Annotated in this window: 16 protein-coding genes; 9 read left to right on the forward strand and 7 right to left on the reverse strand. The window is 36.8% G+C overall.

Features of this window, described 5'->3' with window-relative positions:
- Positions 1-6: 6 nt before the first annotated feature.
- Complete coding sequence (gene recF / locus C0975_RS00745) at positions 7-1,083, forward strand: DNA replication/repair protein RecF (protein ID WP_101774501.1); 1,077 nt, start codon at positions 7-9, stop codon at positions 1,081-1,083.
- A 4-nt stretch (positions 1,084-1,087) separates the two neighbouring features.
- Here the strand turns inward: recF and C0975_RS00750 are convergent, their stop codons facing one another.
- The 6 genes from C0975_RS00750 to coaBC all read right to left on the reverse strand — a co-directional run bounded on the left by C0975_RS00750 (position 1,088) and on the right by coaBC (position 5,497).
- Positions 1,088-1,843 (reverse strand): class I SAM-dependent methyltransferase, encoded by a 756-nt coding sequence (locus tag C0975_RS00750; RefSeq protein WP_101774502.1) that lies wholly within the window; start codon positions 1,841-1,843, stop codon positions 1,088-1,090.
- A 126-nt stretch (positions 1,844-1,969) separates the two neighbouring features.
- Positions 1,970-2,611 (reverse strand): cAMP-activated global transcriptional regulator CRP, encoded by a 642-nt coding sequence (gene crp / locus C0975_RS00755; RefSeq protein ID WP_046339545.1) that lies wholly within the window; start codon positions 2,609-2,611, stop codon positions 1,970-1,972.
- Positions 2,612-2,653: 42 nt separating this feature from the next.
- Entirely contained in the window at positions 2,654-2,872 is a 219-nt protein-coding gene (locus C0975_RS00760; protein ID WP_101774503.1) for a YheU family protein, read from the reverse strand.
- A gap of 21 nt (positions 2,873-2,893) precedes the next feature.
- Positions 2,894-3,493 carry a nucleoid occlusion factor SlmA gene (gene slmA, locus C0975_RS00765; protein WP_101774504.1) on the reverse strand — a complete coding sequence of 200 codons (600 nt, stop codon included), beginning with the start codon at positions 3,491-3,493 and terminating at the stop codon, positions 2,894-2,896.
- A 3-nt stretch (positions 3,494-3,496) separates the two neighbouring features.
- Entirely contained in the window at positions 3,497-3,952 is a 456-nt protein-coding gene (dut, locus tag C0975_RS00770) for a dUTP diphosphatase (RefSeq protein ID WP_101774505.1), read from the reverse strand.
- A gap of 339 nt (positions 3,953-4,291) precedes the next feature.
- Entirely contained in the window at positions 4,292-5,497 is a 1,206-nt protein-coding gene (coaBC, locus tag C0975_RS00775; RefSeq protein ID WP_101774506.1) for a bifunctional phosphopantothenoylcysteine decarboxylase/phosphopantothenate--cysteine ligase CoaBC, read from the reverse strand.
- A 192-nt stretch (positions 5,498-5,689) separates the two neighbouring features.
- Between coaBC and radC the strand changes: the two genes are divergently transcribed.
- The 4 genes from radC to mutM all read left to right on the forward strand — a co-directional run bounded on the left by radC (position 5,690) and on the right by mutM (position 7,896).
- On the forward strand, positions 5,690-6,355 hold the full coding sequence (radC, locus tag C0975_RS00780) for a RadC family protein (protein ID WP_101774507.1): 666 nt from the start codon (positions 5,690-5,692) through the stop codon (positions 6,353-6,355).
- Between the two features lie 242 nt (positions 6,356-6,597).
- On the forward strand, positions 6,598-6,834 hold the full coding sequence (gene rpmB / locus C0975_RS00785; RefSeq protein WP_046339539.1) for a 50S ribosomal protein L28: 237 nt from the start codon (positions 6,598-6,600) through the stop codon (positions 6,832-6,834).
- An 11-nt stretch (positions 6,835-6,845) separates the two neighbouring features.
- On the forward strand, positions 6,846-7,016 hold the full coding sequence (gene rpmG, locus C0975_RS00790; protein WP_049214582.1) for a 50S ribosomal protein L33: 171 nt from the start codon (positions 6,846-6,848) through the stop codon (positions 7,014-7,016).
- Positions 7,017-7,083: 67 nt separating this feature from the next.
- Complete coding sequence (mutM, locus tag C0975_RS00795; RefSeq protein ID WP_101774508.1) at positions 7,084-7,896, forward strand: bifunctional DNA-formamidopyrimidine glycosylase/DNA-(apurinic or apyrimidinic site) lyase; 813 nt, start codon at positions 7,084-7,086, stop codon at positions 7,894-7,896.
- A gap of 151 nt (positions 7,897-8,047) precedes the next feature.
- Here the strand turns inward: mutM and rpmE are convergent, their stop codons facing one another.
- Positions 8,048-8,260, reverse strand: coding sequence for a 50S ribosomal protein L31 (rpmE, locus tag C0975_RS00800; RefSeq protein ID WP_101774509.1), 213 nt, complete (start codon positions 8,258-8,260; stop codon positions 8,048-8,050).
- Between the two features lie 215 nt (positions 8,261-8,475).
- Here rpmE and priA point away from each other — a divergent pair, with 215 nt between their 5' ends.
- The 4 genes from priA (at position 8,476) to acrA (ending at position 13,521) form a co-directional block, all read left to right on the forward strand.
- Positions 8,476-10,677, forward strand: coding sequence for a primosomal protein N' (gene priA / locus C0975_RS00805; protein WP_101774510.1), 2,202 nt, complete (start codon positions 8,476-8,478; stop codon positions 10,675-10,677).
- Positions 10,678-10,756: 79 nt separating this feature from the next.
- On the forward strand, positions 10,757-11,557 hold the full coding sequence (ftsN, locus tag C0975_RS00810) for a cell division protein FtsN (RefSeq protein WP_101774511.1): 801 nt from the start codon (positions 10,757-10,759) through the stop codon (positions 11,555-11,557).
- Between the two features lie 157 nt (positions 11,558-11,714).
- Positions 11,715-12,278, forward strand: coding sequence for a TetR/AcrR family transcriptional regulator (locus C0975_RS00815; protein ID WP_101774512.1), 564 nt, complete (start codon positions 11,715-11,717; stop codon positions 12,276-12,278).
- Between the two features lie 31 nt (positions 12,279-12,309).
- Positions 12,310-13,521: a multidrug efflux RND transporter periplasmic adaptor subunit AcrA gene (gene acrA / locus C0975_RS00820; RefSeq protein ID WP_101774513.1), complete on the forward strand. Its 1,212-nt coding sequence runs from the start codon at positions 12,310-12,312 to the stop codon at positions 13,519-13,521.
- The last annotated feature ends 14 nt before the right edge of the window (positions 13,522-13,535 follow it).

The raw sequence follows: 13,535 nt of genomic DNA on the forward strand, positions 1-13,535 counted from the left end.
GTCTTTATGGCTATTTCTCGCTTACTGATTGAAAATTTTAGAAATTTAACAGCCGTGGATCTTGAATTAGATCACGGCTTTAACTTTTTAGTAGGGAATAACGGCAGTGGGAAAACCAGTTTATTAGAAGCGATTTTCTATCTTGGGCATGGTCGCTCCTTTAAAAGTGCGGTCAGTAATCGCATAATTTCGTATGAACAGCCACATTTTACTTTGCATGCTAAAATCCAAGAACGGCAACATCAATGGTCAGTTGGCTTACAAAAAACACGGCAGGGCAATAGTATCGTCAAAATTAATGGGGAAGATGGGAATAAAATTTCCGATCTTGCTCATTTATTGCCGATGCAGCTTATTACTCCCGAAGGGTTAACTTTATTAAATGGTGGACCGAGCTACCGACGTGCTTTTCTTGATTGGGGGTTATTCCATCATCATAATCATTTCCATCTTGCTTGGGTAAATTTAAATCGTTTATTAAAACAACGTAATGCGGCGTTACAACAAGTGACAAGTTATCCTCAATTAGCGATTTGGGATATTGAGTTAGTCAAATTAGCCGCTCAAGTGAGTGAATGGCGAGCAGAATATGCAGAAGCGTTGCGACCAGAAATTGAGAAAACCTGTCAGTTATTTTTACCTGAATTAGAAATTGGCGTGAGCTTTCATCAAGGATGGGAAAAAGAACGTGATTATGCGGAGTTACTTGCACAAAGCTTTGAACGTGATCGTGCAATTGGTTACACTGTTTCTGGTCCACAAAAGGCAGATTTTCGTTTTAAAGTAAACAGTTTGCCTGTAGAAGATGTGCTTTCACGTGGACAATTAAAACTACTTATGTGTGCTTTACGTTTGGCACAAGGCGAGCATTTGATGAATCAGAAGCAACGTCATTGCCTCTTTTTGATTGACGATTTTGCTTCTGAATTGGATGAATATAAGCGAGCTTTATTAGCGGAACGTTTGAAAAAAAGTGGATCACAAGTTTTTGTGACTGCAATTACAGAATCTCAATTAAAACAAATGCAACCAGAACAGCACTGCACTTTTCGTGTAGAGGATGGTTGCATTTTACCCATTTAAGTGTTTATTTTTGGCTACATACGGCGATAAAGTGTAATTTATCTTTTGGATCATTGAATGTTTTAAACATACGTTTAAACTGTTCACGATTTTCTGATTTCAGCGCATTTTTAATAATTTTAAAAGTACCAAGTACTCCTTCATCATGAATAAGACCCGTTGGTGATAAGAGCGTCATTTCGCCTGAATAAGTATCTACATTACGAAATCCACATTCATTAAATAGCGCTTTCCAACCTTCTTTTGTTAATGGGGTGACTGTGACATTAATTGCGCTGCGCATATTTTCCAGAATTTGTTGATGGTTATCACCAACTAACATAACATCATGAGTTAATAAAAAGCCATTTGGTTTGAGTACGCGAAGATATTCTTTGATTGCTTTCTGTTTGGCTTCAATAGGCAGCATTGTCAGCATGGCTTCATTAATTACGATATCGAAACTATTGTCTTCAAAAGGCAATTTCATCGCGTTAGCGCGTTGTACATGAATTAAATCTTGTAGCCCTTCATTAGTAATATTTTCACGTGCTTTTTCTAGCGCATTTTCATCTAAATCGACACCTTCAATATAGCAGCCATATTGTTTGGCTAAACCAATTGCCGTTGTTGCCATATTACAAGCAACTTCTAATACTTTTTTATTCGCATCAAAGTCACCGTTTGCAATTAGCCAATCTGTTGCCTTGCGACCACCTGGACGTAAACGTGTTTTACCCAAACGTGCGAGGAAATTATGCCCAACTTCTTCTTTTCCCATTTTTTACTCCTTTACTCATTATTTTTTCGGATAGATTATCACTTTTAAATAGAAATAAGAATTATTAAGCATTATTTCATGGATAAAAAATACGGTCAAAAATGACCGCACTTTTATCATCAAAACTTAACGGGTACCGTAGACAACGATGGTTTTACCATGTGCAGAAATTAAATGTTGATCTTCTAACATTTTGAGAATTCGCCCTACTGTTTCACGTGAACAGCCAACCATTTGACCAATTTCTTGGCGAGTAATTTTAATTTGCATACCATCGGGGTGTGTCATTGCTTCTGGCATTTTAGCAAGATTTAATAATGTTTGAGCAATACGACCTGTCACATCTAAAAAAGCAAGATTACTCACTTGTCTTGATGTATTTTGTAAACGACGTGCAAGTTGCGCAGATAAATGCATTAATATATCAGGGTTTACTTGGATCAATTGACGGAATTTTTTATAAGAAATTTCTGCAATTTCACAAGGGCTTTTGGCTTTAATCCAAGCAGAACGTAATTGCCCTTCTTCGAATAATCCTGCTTCACCAAAGAAATCACCTTGGCTTAAATAGGTCAAAATCATTTCTTTGCCATCTTCGTCTTTGACTAAAACAGCAACAGATCCTTTAATTAAATAATAAAGTGTTTCAGCTTTTTCACCTGCATGAATCAATGTACTTTTGGAAGGATATTTATGAATATGGCAATGAGATAGAAACCATTCTAACGTGGGATCTATCGATTGAGTAGTTTGCATTTGTTCTTGCACGGAAGACCTCCATAAACTAATTTTGTTTCCGACAAAGTAGAATTATTTAAGCAAGTCCATTTTGTCTTTAATATCAATTGATTCGTGCAGTTCAGACCAAACTATCACGATATTTCCTTGTTGAATTTGAGAAATTAAATTTTGTTTTTTTTGTGCGAGAGAAAGTTCTTGTACACCGTAATCTGTTCCTTCTCTTAAAATGAAACTTTCAACAATATTATTGAGTGTTTCTTCATCTAATTCTTGCCAAGGAATAATCATATTCTTACCTAAATTTACATTTTATGCAAATAACGTTTCAATTAATCGCCATTGTTGCTCAAAACTCTGGTTTGGTGAATGGCGGAAATTAGAGCGTACATAGCGCATGAAATGTCCTTCGCACAAGCTAACGAGATGTGAGGCAATGATTCGTTCATCATACTGAAAACCTTTTCCTTCTCGTAACTTTCGCATTTGCAAAATATTTACAAATTGAAGCTCAAGGCGATCAAAAAACTGTGCAACCCGTGCTTGTAATTGTGGTTCTTCAAACATTAATGCATGCCCAGTTAAAATACGAGTTAATCCTGGATTTTTACGGGCAAAATCTAAAATCATCTGCATAATATTATGAATGCGTGCTGCCGTGTTAGTTTCATTTTTTACAGATTGTGTGATACGAGTAAATAAATGATTTTCTAAATTATCGATCAGTGCTTCGAACATCTTTGTTTTACTTGGATAGTAACGATACAGTGCTGCTTCTGAAACACCTACTTCCTCAGCAATTCGAGCGGTTGTCATACGTTCCATTCCTCGTTCAGAATGTAACATATGAGTAAGGACAGTAAGAACTTGCTGGCGTCGTTCCTTCAGACTACGTTTTGCTGGCTTTTCCATGATTTATTTTTTACCTGAATGACCAAAACCACCTTCACCACGATCAGTTTGTGTGAATTCGTTGACAAGATTAAATTCAGCTTGAACAACAGGTACAAAAACTAACTGTGCAATACGGTCACCAATATCAATTTTAAAAGGTTCATTACTACGATTCCATAACGAAACCATTAATGGACCTTGATAGTCTGAATCAATCAAGCCTACTAAATTACCTAATACAATACCATGTTTATGACCAAGTCCAGAACGAGGTAAAATCACTGCTGCAAGATTAGGATCTGCAATATAGATAGATAACCCTGTTGGGATTAACAATGTTTGCCCTGCTGCGACAGTGATTGGTTCATCAATTAATGCTCTTAAATCAAGACCTGCTGAGCCTGTTGTAGCATAAGTTGGTAAGGGAAATTCAGAGCCAATACGTTGATCGAGAATTTTGACATCAATTTTTTTCATTATTTTTCCTATTTTCTTAAAAAACGTGATACACCATATTTTATGATGATATTAATATTTCACAAGGTAACCAACCTTGATAACTTTTTCTAACTATTGCTTATTGATAGTGAAGTTCTAATAACTTAACCTGTTCGCCTGCCTCAACAACTAATTCTGTAGGGTTATAATCTCTAACTAATACATTATCGTAAACAAAATGTATAGGAACATAAGTTTGCTGTTGTTAATAATACAGAAATACCAATGTGGATATTGTGTACAAGCTTTTTTGAGGGTTTTTACCAAAACTTGCAAACAGCGTTCTACCAAGATGTTGATGAGTAACTTTAAGATACATTATTGTACTTCTTTGAAACGAGCGATGATTTCATTAACAAGTTGTTTGGCTAGTTCGTTCTTATTTGTTAATGGCAACTTTTTATTACCTTGTAGCCAAAACAAATGTAGGCTATTCTGCTCTTGACCAAATACCTGTCCTCCTGACACATCATTAGCACAAATCATATCAAGTCTTTTACGTTTCAACTTATCTTGGGCATATTGTTCGATGTGCTGTGTTTCTGCAGCAAAGCCAACAGTGAATGGACGATTTACTGTTAAATGCCCTACATCAGCAATAATATCAGGATTTTTAATGAGTGTTAGGTTAATTTCATTGTCTGATTTTTTTATTTTTTGTTGGGCAATTTCAGCAACGCGATAATCTGCTACAGCGGCACAACCAATAAAAAGCTGATGTTCGATCGCGCTTTGAAGTGCTTGTTGGTACATTTCTTGAGCGGATGTTACATCAATTCGTCTAACATTTGATGGGGTAGCTAAATTAACCGGACCAGTAATTAAAGTAACTTTTGCGCCCCTTTTAGCAAAGGCTCGTGCAATAGCAAAGCCCATTTTGCCAGAACTATGATTGCTTATATAACGAACAGGATCAATAGCTTCACGTGTTGGTCCCGAAGTAATCGCAACAGATAAGTGAGAGAGATCTTGCTGTTGGTTAAAAAGCTTGCTGAGTGCATCATAAATTTCTTGCGGTTCTGACATTCGCCCAAAACCTCTGTCACCACAGGCTTGTTCGCCACTATTTGGTCCAATAAAAGCCATTCCTCGGACAGAAAGTGCGGTCAGGTTTTGCTGAGTTATGGATTGCGCAAACATTTGTTGATTCATCGCAGGAGCAAGCAAAATTGGGGCAGTTGTCGCTAAACAAAGAGTAGAAAGTAAGTCATTTGCCATGCCTACGGTTAAGCGTGCGAGGAAATCCGCACTTGCTGGTGCAATCACAATTGCATCTGCCCATTTGGCTAATTCGATATGCCCCATGGCAAGCTCTGCTTGTGGATCTAATAAGGATTGCGATACAGCATTACCTGAAATAGCTTGTAACGTCAACGGTGTAACAAATTCAGCTGCAGCAGGAGTTATAACAACTCGTACTTCCGCGTTGCTTTTACGCAATAAACGGATTAATTCAATGGACTTATAGGCTGCAATACCACCTGTAATCCCGACTACAATTCGTTTTGATTGAAGCTGTTGCATTGTGAATCCTTCTGCTGAATTTTTATTCAAATGAATGAATTCCTTATTCTACTGTAATTTTCTTGAAGAAAGAATTGTATTTTTGCGATCTGTGTTGTAAAACCTTGCGGTGTGAATGTTATTTTAAAAAGTAGTTTGTTAATTTTTTCACTTGTTCTAGTGAGTTAAGGGAAAAACACATTGTCAAATAAAATGAATGAAAGAATAGCTCTAATGCCGCGTGAAAAATTATTGCAATTTGGCGCAAGCACGCTTACTGATGAGGAGCTTTTAGCTATTTTTTTACGAACAGGAATCAAAGGTTGTCCTGTGATGAGTTTATCTCAACAAGTTTTACAATATTTTGGTTCATTACGAGGATTAATTTCAGCAACACAAAAAAATTTTTGTGCAGTAAAGGGGATTGGGATTACTCAGTTTATTCAATTACAAGCTTGTACTGAAATGACTAAACGCTATTTATTAGAGGAATTAGAACTTACACATGCGTTTGAAAGCTCTGAAAATGTGAGATTTTATTTACAAATGGCTTTGGAGCACAAAGAAAGAGAAATTTTTCTCGTGTTATTTTTAGATAATCAACATCGTTTAATTAAACAAGAAGAAATGTTTTTAGGTACAATTAATACCGCTTCTGTTTATCCACGAGAAATTATTAAAAGTGCACTTTATTGTAATGCTGCTGCATTAATTCTAGCGCATAATCATCCTTCTGGGCTAGCTGATCCTAGTATTTCTGATAAAAGAATTACTCAAACCATTCAAAATGCAGCAGAATTAGTTGAGATTCGGGTCCTAGATCATTTTGTGATTGGCAAAGGTAATTATTACTCTTTTGCTGAAAATGGACTGTTATAGTCTTTTCAATTATGATTCGATTTCTCATATAAAATTTTCATATTTATTTGGGGAAATGTAGTATTTAGGCTTGAGAATAAAACATAAAGTGAGTATAATTCACCACCTTTAATATAGTATGCGGGTCGGTTACAGCGACCTGACGAGGTAGCTATCGAAATTGATAACATTAAGAATGAAGGCAATTTTGAAGTAATCCGAACCCTAAGCTCGAGCTTATATTTGATTTATTGGAGATTAATATGTCTAGAGTCTGTCAAGTAACAGGCAAGCGTCCAACTGTTGGTAACAACCGTTCACACGCTATGAATGCGACTCGTCGTCGTTTTCTTCCAAACTTACACACTCACCGTTTCTGGGTTGAGAGTGAAAAACGTTTCGTAACTTTACGCTTAACTGCGAAAGGTATGCGTATTATTGATAAAAAAGGCATTGATGCAGTTTTAGCTGATATCCGTGCTCGTGGCGAGAAAATCTAAGGAGCTAAAAAATGGCAGCTAAAGGACCTCGTGAGAAAATTAAATTAGTTTCAACTGCTGAAACTGGTCATTTTTATACTACTACTAAAAATAAACGTAATATGCCTGAAAAAATGGAAATCAAAAAATATGATCCTGTAGTGCGTAAACACGTTATTTATAAAGAAGCTAAAATCAAATAATTTTGGTGGAATATCAAAAGCCCGACAATGTTCGGGTTTTTTTATAACAAAAATTTAAGGATTCATCATGCCTGAATTACCTGAAGTTGAAACAACAAAAAATGGTATTGCGCCTTATCTTGATGGTTTTATCATAGAAAAAGTTATTGTACGCCAACCTAAATTACGCTGGATGGTGAGTAATGAGTTAATATCTATTGTTCAGCAAAAAGTCACAGGACTTAGTCGGCGTGCTAAATATCTTATCATTCATACTGAGTGCGGTTACATTATTGGGCATTTAGGTATGTCAGGAACTTTACGAATCGTTGAGCTGTCAGATTCTATTGATAAACATGATCATCTTGATATTGTAATGAATAATGGCAAGATTCTGCGCTATAACGATCCACGTCGTTTCGGTGCATGGTTATGGGCAGATACATTAGATGATTTTCATTTATTTCAAAAGTTAGGACCAGAACCACTTTCTGAGATGTTTAATGCTGACTATTTATGGAGAAAAAGCCGTAAAAAAGTGACTGCACTTAAGACTTTTCTAATGGATAATGCGATTGTTGTTGGTGTAGGTAATATTTATGCTAATGAGACCTTATTTTTATGTGGATTACATCCACAGAAACAGGCTGGTACTTTAACAAAAGCGCAATGTATTCAACTCGTTGATATGGTAAAAAAAGTACTTGCTACAGCAATTCAACAAGGAGGAACGACTCTAAAAGATTTCCTTCAACCTGATGGGCGTCCTGGATATTTTGCTCAAGAACTATTAGTTTATGGGAATAAAGGCAAACCTTGCCCAAAATGTGCTACAAAAATTGAAAGTGTTGTTATCGGACAAAGAAATAGCTTTTATTGTCCGAAATGTCAGGTAGTTTAAATAAAAAATTACGTGGAATTGTATATCTTAATTATTATTTTAATCAATGCTAGTAGCTTACTTGTATTTAGAAATAAGCTTTGGTTATTAAGACGTTAGTGATGTAAAAAATTAAACCCTGTTGAAGCAGGGTTTAATTTTTTACTAGTTATTATTTTGTACCTGGAATGTTGAAACGTTTGTTGAAACGTTCTACACGACCACCAGTATCAACAACACGTTGTTTACCAGTATAGAATGGGTGGCAATTGCCACAAACGTCTAGATTTAAATCTTTACCCACAGTTGAGCGAGTTTTAATCACATTACCACAAGAGCAGGTTGCAGTAATTTCTACATAATTAGGGTGAATACCTTGTTTCATGGAAAACCTCGATTTGAAGCCACGCCGCTATCGAGTTCAGAGACTGACACCGCGTGTAGTTAATATTACGCCAAAATGGCAAGTTATGTGTAAGGTGGCAAATTCTACAAAAAAATGATCGAATATTCAAGCCAAATTACCTAAATAGACAAAGATATTCAGGAGTGCTATATTTCTGTGAATTTCGGAGACCTTGACCATTCATTGACCAAACTATGCAACTCATCCGTATTGCACTTGCTGTGCCGTTATTTCGTTTTTTTGATTACTTTTTGCCTTCAGAACTTAATGCTGTGATAGGAGGGCGGGTTGTGGTGCCTTTTGGTACACAGAAGCGGGTTGGGATTGTAGTGGATTTTCCTCAGCAGACAGATGTGCCAGAAGCACAACTTAAGTTCGTATTTGAGGTAATAGATCAACATTCTCTATTTAATCAAGCAAGTTGGGATTTGTTACATTGGGCAGCAAATTATTATCAAAGTCCATTAGGTGAAGTTTTATTTCAAGCGTTACCTGTAAAGTTGCGTCAGGGGGAAAGTGCGGTAGAAAAAAGTAAAATTTTTTGGAAATTGACCGCACTTGGTGAACAGGCTTTGCAGCGGGCTAAGTTAACGCGTGCGAAAAAACAGTTTGAAGCTTTAACTGCATTGTCTTTGGCACCATTAGAAAAGGGAAATAATTCTTTCAGTTCAGGCATTTTTTCTAGTCTAAAACAAAAGCAGTATATTACTGAAGTTGAAGTGGTTTCTTCTTCTCGAATGTGGCAAACGCACTTAGGACAACAGCCCATAGTCAATAATGAAAATCGTTTAATATTAAATAAACAACAAGCACTTGTTTTTAGTCAGCTTGTGTTTAACGATGGGTTTTCTGCTTGGTTGCTTGATGGTGTAACAGGCTCAGGCAAAACTGAAATTTATTTGCAGTTTATTGAAGAAGTGTTGAATAGGGGAAAGCAAGTATTAGTGCTTGTTCCTGAGATTGGCTTAACGCCGCAAACAGTGCAGCGTTTTGCTGCACGTTTTAATGTTGTTATTGATACGCTACATTCTAACTTAAATGATACGCAACGTTTACAAGTGTGGCAGCGTGCTCGAACAGGGCAGAGTGCTATTGTTATTGGTACGAGATCAGCATTATTTACTCAATTTCGTGATCTTGGCTTGATCGTGATTGATGAAGAACATGATATGTCTTTTAAACAGCAAGACAGTTTTCGTTATCATGCCCGTGATTTGTCAGTCGTTTTGGCGAGGCAATTAAATATTCCTGTGTTAATGGGATCGGCAACGCCAAGTTTAGAAAGTTTAAATAATGTCACTAATGGTAAATATCGACATTTAGTTTTATCTAAAAAAGCGGTAAATTCGACCGCACTTCGCCATTCTGTGATTGATTTAAGGCAGCAACGATTACATAACGGTTTGTCTGAACATTTGTTAACACAAATGGAACGACATTTACAAAAAGGTAATCAAGTATTGCTGTTTTTAAATCGGCGTGGTTTTGCACCAGTATTACTATGTCATGAATGTGGTTGGATCACAGAATGTCAACATTGTGATAAGCCTTATACTTATCATCAACATCAACGTGCATTGCGTTGTCACCACTGTTCTTCTCAAAAGCCAATTCCAATACAGTGTGAACATTGTGGTTCTACTCATTTAATAACAACAGGGTTGGGTACTGAGCAACTAGAATTGACTTTAAATACTTATTTTCCACAATATAAAGTGACGCGAATCGATCGGGATAGCACTGTTCGTAAGGGGAAATTAGATGCATATTTAGCGGATATTCAACAAGGACGAAGCCAAATTTTAATTGGTACACAAATGTTAGCAAAAGGGCATCATTTCCCTGATGTGACTTTAGTTGCCTTAGTAAATGTTGATAGTGCGTTATTTTCGGTAGATTTTCGTGCTGAAGAACGCCTAGCACAACTTTATGTACAAGTTGCTGGGCGTGCTGGGCGTATGGAAAAGCAAGGTGAGGTAGTACTGCAAACGCATTATCCAGATCATCCACTATTACAAACTTTGTTGACTCGAGGTTATGATGAATTTGCGCAGCAGTCGCTAATGTTACGTCAAAATATGGGATTACCTCCTTTCAGTGCACAGGCTTTATTTAAAGCACAAAGTCGCCATGGACAAGAAGCTGAACAAGTTTTGCAACAAGTTGCCTGTTATTTTGAGCGCTGGAATGAAAGAGAAAAAGCTGATTTGTCTATCTTGGGACCTATCGTGGCTCCTTTTAGTAAAAAAGCAGGGCAATATCGTTGGCAGTTATTATTACAACATCCTTCAAAGCAGCAACTACAACGTGCGTTATCTGCATTTCAGCAAACACAACCAGTTAAATTTGGGCAAGTACGTTGTGTATTAGATGTTGATCCGCTTGATTTAACTTAGCTTTGGTTTGAGTTAACAGGGTTTTTTCAGTAAAATTGCACAGATTTTTTACAAATTATGTTAGGAATAGGTTTTTAGCGTGGCAAGACGAGATTATGCCCGTCGTGGCAGTAAGAAGAAAAGTAAAAAAGGAACAAATAAAATTACATTATTGTTGATTGCTGGTGTATTAATTGCTGGTTTCGCAATTGCTTTATTTTTAATGAAAGAAAAAGCACCAGAAAAAGTAGTTATTGTCCCCAAAGTAGATAATACTCAACCGCAAAGCGTGTTGCCAAACCGGCCAGAGGAAGTGTGGAGCTACATTCAAGCATTAGAAACACGTACTGTGCCGGTAAATGATGATCCAAAATCTTTAGATAAAAATATGCGCTTGACGGAAGAACAAAAGAAAATTTTGTTAGCAATGGAGCAAGAGCAAAAGGCCGCAGAGCAAGCACGTTTGAAGCAGCAAGAAACAATAAAGAAAACAGAAGAAATTACGTTAAAAGAAACAGCACTTTCGACATCGAAAGCGATTGACGCCAAAGCAGAAGTGAACAAGCCTGTCAATAAACCAGTGGCAGTAGTGGAGGTAAAAAAAGCAGAGCCTGCCAAAGAGCCGATTAAAGTAGAGCCTGTTAAGAAAGTTGATAAAGCAGAAGTTGTGAATATCACTACAAGTGAGAGAAAATATGGTTTGCAATGTGGTGCTTTTAAAAATAAAACGCAGGCGGAAAATTTGCAAGCACGTTTAACCATGAAAGGATTACATGCTCGTGTGAATTCAAGTGAAGAGTGGAATCGAGTGATTGTTGGACCTATTGGCGATCGTGCTTCAGCAGTGAAAGCACAGGAAAAGACCAAAGTTATTACTAATTGTGTTGTTATTGGCATGTAAGGTAAGTTAAAAAAAACGTGGGTAAATTACCCACGTTTTTTGTTTTTCGACTTGCGTAAATGTAAAAAATCCTTAAAATGAACGAACGTTCATTCAGCTATGTTTTGTCTGTTTGTGACCTATCTTAATTTCCAATTACATTTATTCAATATTTATTATGCGTCAATCTGATTTAGATATGACCGAGCATATTTTTATGGCGATAGATCAGCTGATGGCAAAAGATGGCTTACATAATTTGTCAATGCATAAAATTGCAAAGGCAGCAAAGATCTCGCCGGGGACGATTTACATTTATTTTAAGTGTAAAGAGCAGTTACTCGAACAATTTGCTCGGCAAGTATTTACACGTTTTCAGCGTGCGCTCGAAAAAAATTATGATGCTAATCAGAGTTTTTTTGAGCAATATCGTCAAATGTGGTGGAATGTTTGGCACTTTTTAGAAGAAAATCCAAACATCTTATTAAATATGTACCAATATCAATCTTTACCTGGTTTTGATACGGTAATCAAAGAATGGGATCGTAGTCATTGGACTGTATTTTGTGAGCGCGCGCAGAATGCTGGCGAACTTTGTGATTTACCGACCAATGTTCTATTTACATTAGGTTTAGACAGTGCAATCCAAATTGCATGGAAGAAAGTGTATTTTAAAGAATTACTTTCCACTGAGATTCTTGAATCAGTGATCCAACGTACTTGGTGTGCGATACAGAAATAATTTATATAGTGATATTTTACGGAGCCTCTGTATGAGTGAAACTCAAGCAACTCAACCAAAACGTTCTCACGTTTTTTTGATGAAAATTATTCTTGGAATCATCGTATTAGTGTTTGCTGGTGTGATCGTTTTCAATATTATTCAAGCTAAAATGGTTGAAAAGTTTATTTCAAATATGGGAGAAAAAGCTTATCCCGTTACTGCAATGACGGTTATTAGTCAGCAATGGACACCTGTGATCGAAACAACGGGTCTAGTTCGCCCTAATCAAGGCGCGATGTTGAGTGCTCAAACTTCAGGTGCGGTAAGTAAAGTTCTTGTTCAATCTGGGCAGATTGTGAAAAAAGGTGATGTGTTAGTTGCATTAGATAGTGCGGTAGAAATGGCAAATTTACAAGCTTCACAAGCACAACTTGCGTCTGTTAAAGCCACTTATCAGCGTTATTTATCTTTATATAAAACAAAAAGCGTATCACAACAAGAGCTTGATAACGCAAAATCTGCTTATGATGCATTAGTGGCTAATATTGCTGCGTTGAAATCATCAATTGAACGCCGACAAATTGTTGCTCCTTTTGATGGTAAGGCAGGGATTGTGAAAGTCAATGTAGGACAATACGTGAATCCAGGAATGGAAATTGTTAGGGTCGAAGATACGAGCTTGATGAAAATTGATTTTGCGTTATCGCAAACTCAATTAGATAAGCTGCATATTGGGCAAAAAGTAACGGCTACTGCCGATGCACGTACGGGAGAAACGTTCGCTGCTAAGATTACAGCTATTGAACCTGCGATTAGTTCAGCAACAGGCTTAATTGATGTACAGGCAACGTTTGAACCTGAAGATGGTCGTAAATTGCTATCAGGTATGTTTACTCGCTTACGTGTTGCTTTACCAACAGAATATGATCAAGTCGTTGTGCCACAGGTTGCAGTGAGTTACAACATGTATGGTGAAATTGCTTATGTATTAACAGCACTTTCAGCAGAAGAACGTGAGGTATTAGCGGGTCGTAAGGATTTCGATAGTAATAATCTTGATAAGACTTATCGTGTTAAACAAGTGACTGTGTTTACTAAAGATCGTCAAGGTGTATATGCTCAGTTGAAAGGAGATGAGATTAAACTTGGCGATAGAATTGTGACAGGTGGTCAGCAAAATTTATCTAATGGTAGTTTAGTGTTAGTTGTTGATAAAGTAGGCGTAGGTACAGCTCAGCCTGCAGAAAAAACAAACCTATAAAGTGCGGTCAGAAA

The organism is Pasteurella oralis, assembly GCF_002850605.1.
Taxonomy (GTDB): Bacteria; Pseudomonadota; Gammaproteobacteria; order Enterobacterales; family Pasteurellaceae; genus Pasteurella; species Pasteurella oralis.